Origin of the sequence: Priestia endophytica DSM 13796 (genome assembly GCF_900115845.1) — a bacterium.
GTDB lineage: Bacteria > Bacillota > Bacilli > Bacillales > Bacillaceae_H > Bacillus_I > Bacillus_I endophytica.
In genome coordinates, this window is sequence record NZ_FOXX01000003.1 from 343,767 (window position 1) to 359,725 (window position 15,959).

Genomic DNA, 15,959 nt, shown 5'->3' on the forward strand with positions numbered 1-15,959 from the left:
CGAATGGAATAAGGGAAGAAATATTTATAAGGAGGAATCTTAGTTGACAGAAAATGGCGAAGTGAAAGATTGCAAAGTGAAGGCGTTGCGTAACAAGCTCGCTAAGCTTATGTCTCTCTCTGCAGATGCTTTATACTACTTAAAAATTTCGTATAATCATCTCTATCCATCCGCTGTATCTATTTCAAGCAGACAAGTTGCTCTTGAACTATTAAGTAGAGCGTATCGACTCAAGGAAACAATAGAAGATACATATTATTACTTCCTTTCTGAAAAGAACAAAAGGTTGCTTGAAGCGTTTATTCAAAAGTTTGAAATGTTTGATCATGAGTTTTTGGATTCATTTGCAGTTGAAGATACAATGCATCATACTCGTCAATATCATAAGGAACTTGAAGATCTTTATATGACCTTATCACACGAAATCTATGCTGAAGCTTCTGTATAATGGATTTTGAGTGTTACCTATACGTCCTCTTTTAGCCTTTCTTATTTTTCGCTATACCTTCCAACTTTTTTGGAAATCCTCTTGTTTTTTTCATCTCATTTTATATTTTTACTACCAGAGGAGAAAGTGCAGGTGTTGTTCTTGATTTTAGTTAGTTCATGTTTAGCAGGTATAGAGTGCCGGTATGACGGCACTCATCGTTTGAAAGAGAAAATACGTTGTTTAGTGGAAGAAAAAAAAGCGGTTACCGTCTGTCCTGAACTCCTAGGTGGATTTTTCACACCCCGACAATCTGCAGAAATTGTTGGTGGTACTGGTAAAGACGTTTTGGCTGGAAACGCAAAAGTTATTGAAAAATCGGGAAGAGATGTGACAGATCTGTATGTAAAAGGTGCTTACAAAACGTTAGAAATGGCCTTAAAACTTCAGGTAACTCATGTTGTCTTAAAACAGTTTAGCCCATCATGTGGAAGCAAAGCTATATATAACGGAACTTTCTCCGGCGAGATAATACAAGGAGAAGGTGTAACAAGCGCTCTATTAAGCAAAACGGGCATTATCGTACTAAGTGAAGAAGATCTTTACTATTTATAAACCTTCTTCATAAAGCTCAAGCGGTAATCCATCTGGATCTTTGAAAAAAGTAAATCGCTTATTTGTAATTTCATCCACTCTTATAGGTTCTGTTTGAACGCCATGTTTGTTTAAATGTTTTATACATGTTTGTAAATTTTCCACTTCAAAAGCAAGATGACGTAACCCTCTTGCCTCAGGATAGTTTGGACGCTCTGGCGCATTCTGAAAAGAGAACAGTTCAATTCTATCCTTTCCGCCTATTTCTAAGTCTAATTTAAAAGAGTCTCTCTCCTCCCGATAGCTTTCATGAATCATTTCACATCCTAACACATTCATATAAAAATCTTTGGATTTTTCATAGTCTGAACAAATAATTGCTGCGTGATGAATTCCTTTAATATTCATATGTTTCCCCTCTCTTTTTTTCTTTTATTATAACGGTAAATCTCCTATCCTACATTGAGATTTATCATAATCTACAAAAAAAAATCTTCTTTTATACATATTTCTAAAAAATGGTGAAATTATATAAAAAAGGAGGTGACCTTTATGGCTAACAATCGTTCAAATGATTTACTTCGTGATGAAGCAAGACTTGCTATTGAACAAATGAAGCATGAGATTGCTTCTGAATTTGGTGTAACGCTAGGTGCTGACACTACTTCTCGCGCTAACGGTTCAGTTGGTGGAGAAATTACAAAACGCTTAGTTCAAATGGCTGAACAAAAATTAGGCGGATCAGCTTACCACTAGAGGGACGTTTTTTATCCCTCTTTTTCTTCTTAGAACATCTAACATTGTTTTCCTTTACCTTCTTCCTTATATTTAGAGAAGAGCTTAATGCTTTTTTGTTCTGTTGGTTCCCGTTATTTCGCGAATGAACAAGCTGGAGGAAATATTATGATTGAAACAGAGCGCTTGCAGCTCGTCTCCTTTAAAAGTTCGTATGCCCAAGCAGTTTTGAAAGGTCGCTCACATTTAGAAAGACTTTTTCCTTATGCTATCTCTCCTCAGTGGCCAAATGCAAACTACTCTCTTCTCCTTCCTATCATTGCTCTAGATGTTCTTAACCATCCTTTTAAACAACAGTGGAATAGATTCATTGTACACAAGAAACAAAGACTGCTTGTTGGACAAATAAGCTGTTACGAGTATCCTGACCAAAAGGATCATGTTGAGATTGGATACGGAGTTGTGACAGACTACAGAGGATACGGATATGGAAGTGAGGTTGTAAAAGCATTTATTTCATGGCTCTTTTCACATGAACATATACATACAATAGTTGCTGAGTGTGTGATAGAAAATAAAGCATCAGCAAGAGTACTTGAAAAATGCGGGTTCTGTAATACTAGTAACAGCGGAGAACGGACATACTGGGAGCTTATCAGACAAAAAAGAAACGTAAAATCATTCTAACAACAAAACCGTACTTTTCGTCTTCTGAAGAGTACGGTTTTTGATTAGCTGTTTTGTTTTTTTAAGCGTTTATGAATCCAAATAGCTGCCTGCACTCCGTCTCCTAAAGCAATAGCTACCTGCTGAGAATGAGCAACTAAATCCCCAATTGCCCATACGTTTTCTATATTTGTTTCTTTCGTGCGTGGATTAACAATAACATGTCCCTTTTTTTCATGCTCAACCCCCAGCATAAGAGCGAGCTCATTATGAATTTTATTTCCACCAAAAGCTAAAAAAGCGCGTTCCATTTCTATTTTCTCTCCTGACTTTAAAAGAGCTGATTTGATTATCCCATTTTCTTCTTTAATAGAGGCTACACTACCAGAACGAATGGAAATGTTATGTTCATGGAGAGTTTTTTGCATTTCTAGATCGAGTTCTTCACCATGATTAATATATGTAATGGGTTGATCAAAGTATGCAAGTTCTAATGAGAGGGAAGCTCCAGCTTTTCCAGCCCCTAATACGGCTGTTTTTTTTCCCATAATTTCGTACCCATCACAGTCTGGACAAACATATATGCTTTTTCCTAGACAAGCCTTTAAAGAAGAAATAGGAGGAAAATGATCGCGAAGCCCTGTCGCTAATAGGAGTGTTTTTCCTACAAAAGTGTTTTGCTCTGTTTGTACTTCAAAGAATTGCTTTTTTACAACAGAAACAGCCTTTTCCTCTTCAAAAGCAACTCCATACGATAAAGCTTGCTTTCGTCCTAACTTCCTTAACGTTTCACCGCTTACTCCTTGTGGCCACCCTAACAAATTATGGTATCCTTTGCATAATGTTGAACGACCTTCACTTGTATCCAGAACAAGAATTTTATAGCGATATCTTCCAAGCTGAATGGCAGCTTGAAGACCAGCAATTCCCCCACCTACAATGATACAGTCATATAGCATCATATTATCCCTCCTCTATTGTTTATTAACGTTCATTAACAGGGAACAAATTATACATAAAAAAGACCTCTGCTATGTACAGAAGCCTTTTTTACTTATTTTTTTTGTTTTAGAAGTAAATAAACAAAATATGGAGCACCAATCAGTGCAGAGACAATTCCTGCTGGAAGACCGTTTGGTTCGATAATATTTCGACCAATTGTATCTGCTACAAAAAGTAGCCATCCTCCTAAGACAATTGCAAGTGGAATAAACATTCTGCTTCTCGGTCCAACGAGCGTTTTCGCAATATGTGGAGCCATGAGGCCAATAAATGAAATTCCCCCTGTAACCGAGACAGCTGATGCAGCTAGTGCTACAGAAGCTAGCAGCAGAATAACTCTCTCTTTTTCAATTCTCAGTCCCACTCCTATTGCAACTGATTCACTTAATGTTAAAACATCAAGCTTGTTTGCTTTGTACATTGTAAATGGAATAAGAATAACAACCCATGGAAGCAGCGCCAAAACAAACGGCCAATCTGTTCCCCAAATGTTACCGTTAATCCATTTTGCAATAAAGTCTACTTTTTCCCGTCCTGCCGATGAAATAAGCACAATCATCAGTCCCGAAAGAGCGAATGAAAAACCAACTCCAACGAGCACAAGCCGAACAGGCTGTAAGCCAGACGAACGATCATAAGAGAAAAAGTAAATAAGCAATACGGTAACAAGCGCTCCAATGAAAGCAGCTAGTGGAAGCATATAAATAAATGAGCCAGCTTCAATTGGTAAAAATAAAAAGAAAAGAGCTACAGCTACACCTGCGCCTGAATTAATACCAATAATACCAGGTTCAGCCAAATCATTCCTTGTAATCGTTTGTAAAATAGAACCTGATAACGCAAGAGCTATCCCCGCTAAAATGGTTATGCAAATGCGTGGAAGACGAATGGAAAATAAGATAAATTCTTCTTTAAACGTTCCATCTCCTAAAAATACAGGAAGAAGACGATTGTACGAAAGAGAAGAAGAACCTATACCAAGACAAATAAAAATAGTAATCAAAAGAACAAGTACAAACAAACTAAACAAAAGGCGCTGCTTTTTTTGCAAAGATGGTGAAATCATAAGTACTTCCCTCCTCCTTTACGAACAATAAATAGAAAGAAGGGTAATCCTATTACAGTTACAACAGCAGTTACAGGCGTTTCATAAGGAGCACTAATCGTCCGCCCAATCAAGTCGGCAAGGACAAGGAAAGCAGCTCCCACAACAGCTGAGACTGGCAAAATAAACCTGTAATCTGTTCCAACAATCGTTCGAACGATGTGAGGAACCATAAGGCCAATGAACACCATATTCCCTACTAGTGATACAGCTGCACCTGCTAGTAAAATAATGACGATAAAGAGAAGCCCTTTAATAAGCCCAATCTTTTGCCCTAATCCAACAGCTACCTCTTCACTAAGGCTTAAAATCGTAAGCTGTTTAGATAGAAGAAGAGAAAGAAGAATGCCAATTATCACAACGGGGGCCATGAATTTTATCTGTGTCCACGTTGTTCCAATCATTCCTCCTGAAGTCCACATTGAGACATCTTTTGATGTTTTAAAATATAGGCTTACTCCTTCTGCAACAGCATACAAGAAAGCAGAAACTGCAGCACCTGCTAAAACAATACGAAGAGGTGAAAAACGCCCTCCTTTAACAGAGCCAATTCCAAATACAATAATAGACCCGACAGCAGCTCCAATAAAGCAAGCAACCATTGTTCCCATATAGCTTGCGCCAGGAATAAAAGCAACGGCTATAGCAAGGGCCGCGTTCGCTCCTGCTGTTAATCCTAAAAGTCCAGGATCTGCGAGCGGATTTCTCGTTAATCCTTGCATAATCGCTCCTGCCACAGCAAGTGCACTTCCAACAAGAACAGCTGCTACTTCGCGCGGCAACCTAATTTCACGAAGCATTGTAATTTGCTCATTTTTTACATCTGAAGTAAAAGCAAGCCAAACGTCTTTAATGGTCGTTTCTGCTGCTCCAAATACACAGCCTGCTATAAATATGCCAATTAAAATGATCATACAGGCAATCATTTTATATGTAAAAGCAATACGTCCCCTTTTCTTATTCATGATATCCTCTCATATCTTTTTAATTTTATGTATGACAATAACTAGGAAAAGCTCTTTTAATTGATAACCTTTATCAATGTTATACTTGTTCTTTTTTCTTGTCAATATGATTTAGGATTGTAAAAAAAGCAAAAAAGGTGTACTATTTAATTGATAATGATAATCAATACTATCGGTTTTTTAAAAGGAGTGCACAACATATGGGGGAAAAAGAACTCTTTGACGTAACAATTATTGGCGGCGGACCAGCTGGACTCTACTCAGCTTTTTATAGCGGACTTCGCGAAATGAAAACAAAAATTATTGAATACCAGCCAGTATTAGGTGGAAAAGTGCATGTTTATCCTGAAAAAATGATCTGGGATATTGGTGGACTTACTCCTATTCCTGGAGCGAAATTAATTGAGCAACTTGTTGAACAAGGATTAACGTTTGATCCTACTGTTGTGCTGTCTGAAAAAATTATTTCTATTTCAAAGAATGAAGAAGGATTTTTTGTGCTAAAAGCAGCTTCAGGAAACGAGCATATTTCAAAAACAGTAATCGTTGCCGTTGGAGGCGGTATTTTAAATCCTCAGAAATTAGACATTCAAGGCGCAGAGCGTTTTGAAGTTTCAAATTTAAACTATACTGTAAAATCTCTGCAGCGTTTCAAAGATAAAACCGTTATTATTTCTGGAGGCGGAAATTCAGCTGTAGACTGGGCAAATGAGCTTGAGCCAATTGCTAAAAAAGTGTATGTTACATACCGAAAAGAGATATTAACAGGACATGAAGCACAAGTCAACCAACTACTAAACAGCTCTGCTCACTGCTTTTTCAATACATCTATTACAAAGCTTATCGCTTCAGATACACAAGATACAGTTGAACGCGTTGAGTTAACTGACCATAAAACAGGTGAAACGACTATTGTTTCAATTGACGAAGTCATCATTAATCATGGATATGAACGAGATCAGGCTCTGCTCAAAAATAGCGATCTTAATATTGATATTGCAAAAGACTACTTTATTTCAGGAAGTTCAAACAGCGAATCTTCTATTGAAGGACTTTATGCTGCTGGAGATATTCTCCACCATGAGGGAAAACTGCATTTAATTGCTGGAGCATTCCAAGATGCAGCAAACGCTGTTAATAAAGCAAAATTGTTTATTGAACCAACCGCTCATAAAAGCGCAATGGTATCTTCTCATAATGAAATATTTAAAAAACGAAACAAAGAACTTGTAAAACAACTTGTAAAATAGATTTTCCCTTTAAAAAAGGTGAAAAAGAGCTCTTCTTGCTTTTTCACCTTTTTTGTTATTCTTGTTTTTTTTCGTTTCGATAAATTTGACTTTCTTCAGTTGCACGGAAGTCGCCTTCTTGGTGATGATGAATTTCACATTGACTTACTGTTGCTTCTCCTTCATCGACAGCAAAAACACCAAATTTGTTCGCGTTGTGAAGAAAAGATTTTTTAAGAGATAAAAAGCCCTTTGTTGCAACACCTGTATTTGAACCTTGATGATTATAAATCTCACAATGAATCACTTCACACGTTCCTTCCCTTTCAACGAACAATCCATGCTGTGCACCATCATAGATAGCGCTATGCTCCATTGAAAGGTAGCTTCCTTCTCTTATAACAACGCCATCCCATTCATGAGCATATATTTTCGAGTGTGAAACAAGCACTTTCGCCGATTCGTTAACGAGAACTCCTTCTTGCTCGCCATCGTAAATATGACAATCTTCTATTGTAACTACAGATCTTTTTTCAACTTGAACATTTGCAGCTTCATTTTTATAAATATGACACTTTTTCAAATGTACATTTGCTGATCTTGTTGCCCATATGCCATTTTCCCGACTTTCATAGCTTTCAGAATGGGAAAGCGTAACATGGCTGTTCAACCTTGAATGAATATTTGAATAACCGTTTTTAAATAAGCGACAACGGTAGAAAAAAGCCGAGCTTTCTTCCTTAATCCAAAGACCATTTTGTTCACTATTATAAACAGAGCATTCACTTGCCGTTATGCTTCCTTTTTCTCTTATTTTAATATTTGCATAGTGATTATGATGAATATCACATCTCTCAAGCGTGCCTTCTCCGTTTTTTTCAAGGAGAAGTCCGTTTTGCTTACTATCATAAATTTGCGAATCACTCATACTTATATGGCCTTTCTCCGAAACAGAAATATTATGACCTTTATTACTATAAACAGAGGATTCTTTTAAAAATGCTTCACCTCGCTGTGTAATAAAAATTCCTTCGTATACGCTATGATGAATACGGCAGCGAGTGGCACGAAATGTACTATCTGAAAGAACAGCAATATTAGAATGAAGGTGTTCGTAAATATCACTGTGCTCAATCCAAACATGACCGTTGTTTTCTACAACAATTCCCCGCGTTTTTCCTTCAAAAATTTTGGATGAATAAATGTCCCCTCTAGCTTCATCTGTTACAACAAGATTTGTATTCTCATTCTGAAAAATTTTAGAGGAGCGAATAGATACAATGCTTTCTCCACTCGCATACACACCTGTTTGCTTGCTTCCCCAAATACGGCAGTTTTCAAAGGAAGGATGTGCCCCATTATCTGCAACAACATTTGAACCTCTATTGTGATAAATGGAACAATTCTCAAATCGGCTCTTTGCATTGCTTGTAAGATGCGCTCCAACTCCGTTACAGAAATAAAGCTGACAGTTTTTAAAAAGTGGGTTTGCTTCTATTCCAGCGACTTTTATACCATAAGCCGTTTCAGATATAAAATGACAATTTTCAAAAATGCTCTCTCCAGCTAAGACAACAACTCCAAAATCGCTTTGTTTCTTTTCTGTCCCGCGGTAAAAGGTTATGTTTTGGATTTTTGCTTCTTTCGCATAGACAGACGCAACAGGCGTTAAAATATTACAAACAATTACTTCAGAGGGATGTCCACGTCCAACAAGGGAGATTTCTTTGTCAATCTTAAGAGGGACATTTTCATAATATATACCAGGTTCAATGATAATTTTGGTTCCATTGTCTGCATTGGCAATTGCCTCACTAACAGACTTAAAAGAATCAGAAGATGTCTTGGACACCAAAAGAACGTTTTCGTTAATCATGAAAGCCACCTCATAACTCATCAATTTTTAATTACTTTCTACTTTTTCGATCTTATTTTACACTCTTACTTCTCTCTAACTACATTCACGTGCGCAAGGTGGTGATTTCCATGCCATGCATATAGAGCAAGAGCTTCGTATAATGTTAGCGTTTCTTCTGTTTCAGGATGTCTAAACGTTCGCCCATAAATCTTCTTCAGTCATCCTTTCTAGAAGGGTTACCCAGCGTCTAAGAAGGGCTTGTAGAAGAAGCAAAGATTCATGCACGTCTGCTTTATAATCTGAAAGTTCCGCCCACTTTCCTTCATCATACGGACGAATTGTCGGATTTTCTTCTGTTAACGCTAGCTTAAATCGAATAAAACTGTTCATGTGACTGTCAGCCACATGATGCACAACCTGGCGAACCGTCCAACCTCCATCACGATATGCTTTCTCAAGTGCTCTTTCCTCAAGCGATTCAACAGCTTTTGTTAGTCGCTCTGGCAAGTTTTTTATTTCATTTATGTAAGAATGTTTATCTTCTTGAGTGAACGTACTTGGCTTAACAAATGTTCCAATTGGATAACGTCTTTTCATTTCTTTTCCCTCCTAATGCTTATACGTAAACGTCTTCATTGACAAAATTTATTTTTATGTTCTCGCTGCTTTACATCTTCTTACTTATCATCTCTTTTTCAATAAGCTCTGCTAGTATTCTAAGTCCTTTCTCCATTTCCTCTAGTGAAGCATAAGAATACGAAAGACGCAGCGATGTACGATCTAGTCTGTCGTATATATGTCCAGGTGCAATTAAAATGCCTTTTTCGACTCCTTTTTTAAACAACTTATCAAAGTTCAAACGAAAGTGAAAAACAATCCATATATAAAATCCGCCTTTTGGTATACTCCATGTAGCAAGATGTGAAAAATAGCATTCTAGAAGAAATTGCATAAAATCTCTTCTCTTTTTTAACATCTTTCTTACATATGCGCTATGTTCTTCATATTGTTCGCTTAACATCCACCTTTTAGCAACATATTGTGAAACTGTACTTGATCCATAGTCTGTTTGCATCTTTGTATCTGCTAAACGTTCAATAACTCCCTCTTGTCCAACAACCCATCCTATCCTTAGCCCTGGACTTACTAGCTTGGACATCGTTCCTAAATAAAGAACTTGTCCACTTTTATCATAGCTCTTAAGCGGAAGAGGTGGCTTTTTATCAATCCATAAATCTTCGTATGCTGAATCTTCAATGATAGGAAGCCCCATGCGAATGCTGTTCTTAACAAGGGCTTTTCTTTCATCTTCCCCCATTAAAGCTCCTGTTGGATTATGAAACGTTGGGTTCACATAAAACAGTGAAAGATCAAAACGATTTTTTAACTTTTCAACTTTTTCAATTGATAAAGGCTTGTTAATGCTTCTTTCTATTCCAATTAATTTGATCCCAGCAGACTGAAGCGCATTTACTGAATATAAATAAGAAGGACGTTCTACTAAAATACGGGCTGATCTTTCTAGTAAGCTAAGGGACAGAAGTTGAATAGCTTGAAGGGCTCCTGAGACAATTAAAATAGAAGACGGTGTTGTATAAATTTCTTTTTCTCGCAATCGTTTGCTAATCGCTTCTCTTAACTGTAAATCCCCTTTAGGCTCAGAATAGCCGAGATGAAAGTCTGTTTCATCTGCGGAACTCATCAACTGTTGAAAAAGCTTTTTCGGAAGTAAATCCGCGCTTAATTCTCCTGTTCCTAACCGAATCAGATCTTTTTCAAATTCATATTGATTAATCTTCTGAATAAAAGGCTGATTTGGATAGTGACTCCCTTTTTCGATATATGCATTCCAATTTGGCAACGGTGATTGCTTCTCCCATTTTCCGTATGTGACCTTTGTTCCTCCCCCATGCTCTCCTTCAACATATCCTTCCGCTATTAGATCCTGAAGAGCTGAGACAATCGTACTTCTATTTACATTAAAATGAGATGCAAGATCGCGCTGTGAAGGGATTTTTGTATCATATCCCCATTCTCCCCTTTCAATTTTCGTTTTCATATAGTCTGTAATTTGCTTATATAGCGGTTTCTCTTCATAGCGATTTGGCTTCCAATCCAAAAATTCACCACCTTCTTTCTTTATTTTAGCATTTGGTTGGGTTAATGCTCTCTTAAATGGATGGGGACAAGATCCTTTTCTTTTACTATTCTAAAGAAAGAATATAAAGAAAAGGTGAGAAAATGATGATTGAAGCATTTATTCATGGAGTTCTTTTAGCTTTAGGGCTTATTTTGCCACTTGGAGTTCAAAATGTATTTATTTTTAATCAAGGAGGAAGTCAACCTGCTTTAAAAAAAGCCTTTCCTTCTGTTATTACTGCTTCAGTATGTGATACAGTTCTTATTTTAACTTCTGTTTTGGGCCTTTCTATCCTGTTGTTGCAAGTCCCTTTTTTAAAAACTGTGCTTTATGGCTGTGGAATTATATTTTTAGCTTATATGGGATGGACAATTTGGCAAACAAAGCAGCAAGAAAACGAAAAAATAGAAGCTTTATCTTCAAAAAAACAGATAAGCTTTGCCCTTTCCGTTTCTCTTCTTAACCCTCATGCCCTTTTAGATACAGTCGGCGTTATTGGTTCTAACTCGCTTCTTTATAGCGGAGAAACTAAAATCTGGTTTACTCTTGCTGCGATTTTAGTCTCATGGGTATGGTTTTTCTTTCTGGCTTTTGCAGGTCGTTTTGTACAAACCATTGATTCCTCTGGAAAAACCGTATACCTCTTAAATAAAAGTGCTGCACTTATCATTTGGGGGATTGTCATTTATATGATTATACATTCTTTCTAAGCATAGGACGTTTAGTTTTTTCTTATTGTGGTATTTTTTATGTAACACTGAAAATGAAGGAGAGATATCATGGCTACAACTGAACTAACAAATGAACAAGAACAACAGCTTAATGAAGGCATTTCACATCTTTCATTTACAGATGAACAACAAAGCATCATCAATGCGAAAAAACAAACACCACTTGAGCACAGAGAAAGTCATGGAACAATACAGCCAGCAACAAAGCTCGCTGTTGATAAAAAAGAACTGTTAGAAGCGGTTGGCAATACTGTAAAACAGTTGCCAGATGCGTTAAGTTCTGCTTTTGATCGAGATTCTTTTGTCAATACAGTCGAAGAACACTTTGAGGAATATGAAACAGTTGGAGATGTTCTTTCAGCAGCCGTTAAAAAACAGCATGTTTCAGAGGATGAAGAAAAACAAGCTTTAGCTTTAGACTATATTGCTTTTTCATTACCGCTTTAGAATATAAGCGCAGGAGGTTCCTGCGCTTATTCATATTCTAGAAATTCAAGGCGGTTACCAAAGGGGTCGCGAACGAAAAAACGCGTTCTTCCTTCAATCGGACGATCTTCCTGTATTTCAATTTCTAACGCCTTGAGATGATTTCTTAACTCTTCTATATTTTGAATAACGAACGCAGGATGAGCTTTAACGGGAGGCGTAAACGGATCTTCAATGCCAATATGAATTTCCTGTGTTCCTATCACAAACCAGCATCCTCCACTACTTTTAACACTTGGCGGCTTTGAAATTTCCTTCAAACCTAAAACCCCATTGTAAAAGCGCCTTGCTTTTTCTTCACACCCTTTTGGCCCTGTGAGTTGAACGTGGTCAATACGAGAAAATGAAAATAGCATATGTACCCTTCTTTCTTTTTCAGTTCTCTTTATTTTAATAAAAAAGAAGAGGAACGCCTAGAGAAAAATGCACGATTAATCATCATCTTTTTTCTTTTTCTTCTCGTCACTATCATCACTGTCACCTTGGTAATCGTCCATATTTACTTCTTTGTTCTCTTTCTCATCTTCTCCCTCTTTTTTCTTTTCTTTTTCCTCTTTCTTCTCGTCTTCTTTTTCCTGTTTTGACTCTTCCCCATTTCCGTCTTTTTGTTCATTTTCTTCTTTCCGGTTTGATGTAGAAGGATCCCCTTTACTAGGAGCACATGCTTGTAAAGTTAAAGTTGAGAAAACAAACACAAGTAAGAAAAACCATTTTTTCATTTTCCATCTCTCCAAATCAATGTATTTATGAAATAGCTTTCCCTACTGAAGCAGAAATACTAATTCTTCTTAATTTAAACATTACAAAAGCCCTAGCATACTAGGGCTTCTATTATTTACAGAGAGACTTTAAATGCTGCTCAATAATACCTTCAAGCTTCTCCGTTGAAAATTCTGTTTTCTGTAAGATCGCATGAAGAGCAAGTCCATCTAGAAGAGCAAAAAGTCGCTCAACTTCATATTCTTCATCAAGGTTGTCCCTTAACAGTTTTAGTTTTTTTAAAGCATCAATAACACTTGCTGCTCCAAACTTGATTCCTTTATATACTTCGTCACTCGCTTCTTTCAACGAATCGTCTGACAAAGATTTAATAATAAAGGCCATCCATACCTCCATTTCGACTTCTTTTTCTTTTGTAGTTGGTAGAAACTGCAGGAGAAATTCTTTCATTACTTTAAAAGGTTCTCCTTCAAAAGACATAGAGTGAATTCGTTCATTCACCCGCTCTGATACTAAGTTCATTGCAAATGTCAGCAAGCTAGCTTGAGAAGGAAAATAATGACGAATAGAGCCAACAGAAAATCCCGACTGTTTCGCAATATTGCGAATTGAGGCTTGATCCATACCTTTCGTTCGGATTACTTCCCATGCAGCTGCTGCGATTTTTTCACGTTGTTTTTGATGATCGACGATTTTTGGCATAACTTTATTATAACATATTTACTTTTTTAATACACTTGTGCTATATTGTTTTTAACACAACTGTATTAAAAAAGGGAGACAGGTATATGATTGGATTTTTCATTGTCTTATGTGAGATTAGCTTTTGGATATTTATCTTAGGAGGTCTTTTCCTAAGATATAAATGGAGAAAAAAAAAGCTAAGTATTATCGTTCTTTCCTGTACACCGCTTATTGACCTTTTATTACTTATTTTCACTTATATTGATTTAAAAAATGGTGCTACCGCTACTTCTCTACATGGATTAGCAGCCGTTTACATTGGCGTAAGTCTTATTTATGGTCATAGTATGATTCAGTGGGCTGATAAACAGTTTTCTTATCGATTTATGAAAAAACAAAAACCTGAAAAAAGACGCCTTTATGGAAAAGAGCATGCTTCATTTGAGAGACTTGGTTTTTACAAGCATGCTGTTTCATTTCTCGTTAGCTCTATTTTTATCCTTTCCCTCATCTTTTTTATAGGAAATAACAGTCAAACAGCTGGGCTTGCTTCTCTCCTAAAATATTGGGGAATCATCCTGCTCATTGATTTCTTCATTAGCTTTAGCTACACCATTTGGCCACGTCAAAAACCTCGTTCGAAGAGGGCATCTCAATGAAGCGATTAGAATCACTTGATATACTGCGCGGATTAGCCATTATTGGAACGCTAGGCACAAATATTTGGCTCTTTTCCTCGTTTGGAGATACGAGCGTGCTTTTTGGAAATGATGAAGAGTTTTGGAAGACAGCAAACGGGATTCTTCAAGCATTGGTACTCTTCCTTGTAAACGGAAAGTTTCTTGGAATGCTTACACTCCTTTTCGGTGCTGGTTTGGAACTAAAACGAAAAAGAGCACTGAAACGAGGTGAACGCTGGCCTGGACTTTATCTCTGGTCTTGTTTTCTACTTTTAATAGAAGGCTACGTCCATTATCTTCTTGTGATGGAATATGACATTTTAATGAGCTATGCCGTAACAGCAATCATTGTCTCATTCGTTGCTACAAAAAGTGATCGCGCAGCCAAAACAGTAATGATTAGCGCAGGAGGCCTTCACTTTTTAATGGTAGTCTCTGTCTTCCTCCTCACATTACTTTCTCCAGCGCTTTCTGATGAAGTTAATCTAAATTTATACAGAGATGGTAGCTGGATCGATCAAATTATGTATCGTTTTGATTCTTTTTGGATTTATCGATCTGAGTCTATTTTCATTATTCCTCTTAACGTTTTTCTTTTTCTGCTTGGCAGAAAGCTTTTACATCTTGGAGTTTTCGCTTTTGACGACAGTGGAAGAAGATGGAGAAAGAAGCTATTAAAGATTGGAATAGGAGCACTTCCGCTTAACTTTCTTCTTATAGTGCAAGGCGAGCTTTTTATGTTTCCTGTGCGTTATTTATTTGCTCCTCTTCTTTCGTTAGGCTATATTAGCCTTGTAATCATGTTATATGAAAGAAAGAAAAACCGTTTTTTCTTCACAAGACTTTCCGAGATTGGGCGAACTGCTTTAAGCTGCTACATTTTACAAAATATACTTTCCTCTTATATATTTTATGGCTGGGGACTCGGTTTAGGCGGTAGAGACAACGCTTTTCTTACCGTTTCAGTTCTCCTTATCATTTCATGCCTCCTCGCTCTTTTCTCTAATGTCTGGCTTAGCTTCTTTCCTAGAGGACCTTTTGAATCTTTGTGGAGATGGCTTTCATACTTGCCTACTAAAAAAACGAACTAGAAATCTAGTTCGTTTTTTTATGAGCTGTTAATAAGAGCGCTTCTCCTTTAAATGAATGGAGCTTCTCCTTTTTTATAGCAATAGAGAAATAGCGTTTAATATCATGGGAAGCATTCTTCATTTCGTCTTCTAATTTATCCACCTTTTCAGGTGCTAACTTCATCATGTTGCACCAGATATAAAACTGAAACTCTTTAGGGAAAAGGGTGGCGCTTTCTATTTTTAGCTCATTTTTCTCAATAAGAGAAAACCACTCGCTCTTTTTATAAGCTCGAACATGACTCGGATCACGAAATTTTTCGATTTTATTATAAAACTTATCGTACTCTTCTTGCTCAGGTGCCACATTATCAATAAGGACAAATGCCCCTCCTGGAGTGAGTACTCGCTGTACTTCAGAAATAAAAGCTTCAACATTAGAAAAATGGTGTGGGGCAATACGACAAGTAACAGCAGTGAACGTGCTATCTTCAAAAGGAAGGTTCTCAGCATCTCCACAAACATATGAAACATTTCTATGTCCGTTTTTATTTAAAAATGATTCTGCTTTTTGAAGCATTTCTTCTGTAAGATCAAGAGCTACTACTTTTTTAAAAAGAGGGGCAAGTTTATTCACGACATGTCCTCCTCCTGTTGCAATATCAAGAAGATAAGAACAGTCTTGTCTTTTTATAATTTGTTCCATTTCGTTTAAATCTTGACCTTTTGCATGTGTTGGACTTTTAATGTATTGTTCAGCATTTTCTCCAAACTGTTTTCGCACAACATCTTTATTGTCCATAAACTCCTCTCCATTCTTTCACAAAGTTATACGCTAAAGCTTCTATAAAGTACAGGGTTCCTTGG

Annotated in this window: 19 protein-coding genes and 1 pseudogene; 9 read left to right on the forward strand and 11 right to left on the reverse strand. The window is 36.9% G+C overall.

Features of this window, described 5'->3' with window-relative positions:
* Positions 1–43 precede the first annotated feature (43 nt).
* Together BM012_RS08490 and BM012_RS08495 are read left to right on the forward strand one after the other, a co-directional pair.
* Positions 44–448 carry a hypothetical protein gene (locus tag BM012_RS08490; protein ID WP_019395326.1) on the forward strand — a complete coding sequence of 135 codons (405 nt, stop codon included), beginning with the start codon at positions 44–46 and terminating at the stop codon, positions 446–448.
* A 141-nt stretch (positions 449–589) separates the two neighbouring features.
* Positions 590–1,042: a 2-thiouracil desulfurase family protein gene (locus BM012_RS08495; protein WP_061805228.1), complete on the forward strand. Its 453-nt coding sequence runs from the start codon at positions 590–592 to the stop codon at positions 1,040–1,042.
* Here the strand turns inward: BM012_RS08495 and gloA2 are convergent.
* The gene (gloA2, locus tag BM012_RS08500; RefSeq protein WP_061805047.1) at positions 1,037–1,429 is read right to left on the reverse strand and encodes an SMU1112c/YaeR family gloxylase I-like metalloprotein; all 393 of its coding nucleotides are present in this window, start codon (positions 1,427–1,429) and stop codon (positions 1,037–1,039) included. The genes BM012_RS08495 and gloA2 overlap by 6 nt on opposite strands.
* Positions 1,430–1,573: 144 nt before the next feature.
* Between gloA2 and BM012_RS08505 the strand changes: the two genes are divergently transcribed.
* The gene (locus tag BM012_RS08505; RefSeq protein ID WP_061805046.1) at positions 1,574–1,777 is read left to right on the forward strand and encodes an alpha/beta-type small acid-soluble spore protein; all 204 of its coding nucleotides are present in this window, start codon (positions 1,574–1,576) and stop codon (positions 1,775–1,777) included.
* Between the two features lie 147 nt (positions 1,778–1,924).
* The gene (locus BM012_RS08510) at positions 1,925–2,443 is read left to right on the forward strand and encodes a GNAT family N-acetyltransferase (protein ID WP_161939320.1); all 519 of its coding nucleotides are present in this window, start codon (positions 1,925–1,927) and stop codon (positions 2,441–2,443) included.
* A 44-nt stretch (positions 2,444–2,487) separates the two neighbouring features.
* Here the strand turns inward: BM012_RS08510 and BM012_RS08515 are convergent, their stop codons facing one another.
* The 3 genes from BM012_RS08515 to BM012_RS08525 all read right to left on the reverse strand — a co-directional run bounded on the left by BM012_RS08515 (position 2,488) and on the right by BM012_RS08525 (position 5,494).
* Positions 2,488–3,384: an NAD(P)/FAD-dependent oxidoreductase gene (locus BM012_RS08515; RefSeq protein WP_061805044.1), complete on the reverse strand. Its 897-nt coding sequence runs from the start codon at positions 3,382–3,384 to the stop codon at positions 2,488–2,490.
* Positions 3,385–3,476: 92 nt separating this feature from the next.
* A complete protein-coding gene (locus BM012_RS08520; RefSeq protein ID WP_061805043.1) occupies positions 3,477–4,490 on the reverse strand; it encodes a FecCD family ABC transporter permease in 1,014 nt (337 codons plus the stop codon).
* Entirely contained in the window at positions 4,487–5,494 is a 1,008-nt protein-coding gene (locus BM012_RS08525; protein WP_061805042.1) for a FecCD family ABC transporter permease, read from the reverse strand. Before BM012_RS08525 ends, BM012_RS08520 begins: the two co-directional genes overlap by 4 nt.
* A gap of 200 nt (positions 5,495–5,694) precedes the next feature.
* Here BM012_RS08525 and BM012_RS08530 point away from each other — a divergent pair, with 200 nt between their 5' ends.
* A complete protein-coding gene (locus BM012_RS08530) occupies positions 5,695–6,744 on the forward strand; it encodes an NAD(P)/FAD-dependent oxidoreductase (RefSeq protein WP_061805041.1) in 1,050 nt (349 codons plus the stop codon).
* 55 nt (positions 6,745–6,799) lie between these two features.
* On the opposite strand, the gene BM012_RS08535 is transcribed toward BM012_RS08530, so the two are convergent.
* The 3 genes and pseudogenes from BM012_RS08535 to BM012_RS08545 all read right to left on the reverse strand — a co-directional run bounded on the left by BM012_RS08535 (position 6,800) and on the right by BM012_RS08545 (position 10,700).
* On the reverse strand, positions 6,800–8,599 hold the full coding sequence (locus BM012_RS08535) for a right-handed parallel beta-helix repeat-containing protein (RefSeq protein WP_061805040.1): 1,800 nt from the start codon (positions 8,597–8,599) through the stop codon (positions 6,800–6,802).
* Positions 8,600–8,664: 65 nt separating this feature from the next.
* Positions 8,665–9,178 (reverse strand): annotated as a pseudogene (locus tag BM012_RS08540) (YfiT family bacillithiol transferase).
* A gap of 70 nt (positions 9,179–9,248) precedes the next feature.
* Positions 9,249–10,700, reverse strand: a complete 1,452-nt coding sequence (locus BM012_RS08545) for an aminotransferase-like domain-containing protein (protein WP_061805039.1) — start codon at positions 10,698–10,700, stop codon at positions 9,249–9,251.
* A 125-nt stretch (positions 10,701–10,825) separates the two neighbouring features.
* On the opposite strand from BM012_RS08545, the gene BM012_RS08550 reads away from it, so the two are divergent.
* Together BM012_RS08550 and BM012_RS08555 are read left to right on the forward strand one after the other, a co-directional pair.
* Positions 10,826–11,431, forward strand: coding sequence for a LysE/ArgO family amino acid transporter (locus BM012_RS08550; RefSeq protein ID WP_061805038.1), 606 nt, complete (start codon positions 10,826–10,828; stop codon positions 11,429–11,431).
* A 69-nt stretch (positions 11,432–11,500) separates the two neighbouring features.
* Positions 11,501–11,899 (forward strand): hypothetical protein, encoded by a 399-nt coding sequence (locus tag BM012_RS08555; RefSeq protein ID WP_061805037.1) that lies wholly within the window; start codon positions 11,501–11,503, stop codon positions 11,897–11,899.
* A 26-nt stretch (positions 11,900–11,925) separates the two neighbouring features.
* Here the strand turns inward: BM012_RS08555 and BM012_RS08560 are convergent, their stop codons facing one another.
* The 3 genes from BM012_RS08560 to BM012_RS08570 all read right to left on the reverse strand — a co-directional run bounded on the left by BM012_RS08560 (position 11,926) and on the right by BM012_RS08570 (position 13,360).
* A complete protein-coding gene (locus BM012_RS08560) occupies positions 11,926–12,294 on the reverse strand; it encodes a VOC family protein (RefSeq protein WP_061805036.1) in 369 nt (122 codons plus the stop codon).
* A gap of 75 nt (positions 12,295–12,369) precedes the next feature.
* A complete protein-coding gene (locus tag BM012_RS08565; RefSeq protein WP_061805035.1) occupies positions 12,370–12,657 on the reverse strand; it encodes a lipoprotein in 288 nt (95 codons plus the stop codon).
* A gap of 112 nt (positions 12,658–12,769) precedes the next feature.
* Positions 12,770–13,360 carry a TetR/AcrR family transcriptional regulator gene (locus tag BM012_RS08570; RefSeq protein WP_061805034.1) on the reverse strand — a complete coding sequence of 197 codons (591 nt, stop codon included), beginning with the start codon at positions 13,358–13,360 and terminating at the stop codon, positions 12,770–12,772.
* An 86-nt stretch (positions 13,361–13,446) separates the two neighbouring features.
* On the opposite strand from BM012_RS08570, the gene BM012_RS08575 reads away from it, so the two are divergent.
* Together BM012_RS08575 and BM012_RS08580 are read left to right on the forward strand one after the other, a co-directional pair.
* Positions 13,447–14,001, forward strand: coding sequence for a hypothetical protein (locus tag BM012_RS08575; RefSeq protein ID WP_061805033.1), 555 nt, complete (start codon positions 13,447–13,449; stop codon positions 13,999–14,001).
* Positions 13,998–15,113 (forward strand): DUF418 domain-containing protein, encoded by a 1,116-nt coding sequence (locus BM012_RS08580; protein WP_061805032.1) that lies wholly within the window; start codon positions 13,998–14,000, stop codon positions 15,111–15,113. The genes BM012_RS08575 and BM012_RS08580 overlap by 4 nt, the downstream gene beginning before the upstream one ends.
* Before the next feature lie 4 nt (positions 15,114–15,117).
* Here the strand turns inward: BM012_RS08580 and BM012_RS08585 are convergent, their stop codons facing one another.
* Positions 15,118–15,894 (reverse strand): class I SAM-dependent methyltransferase, encoded by a 777-nt coding sequence (locus BM012_RS08585; RefSeq protein WP_061805031.1) that lies wholly within the window; start codon positions 15,892–15,894, stop codon positions 15,118–15,120.
* Between the last annotated feature and the right edge of the window lie 65 nt (positions 15,895–15,959).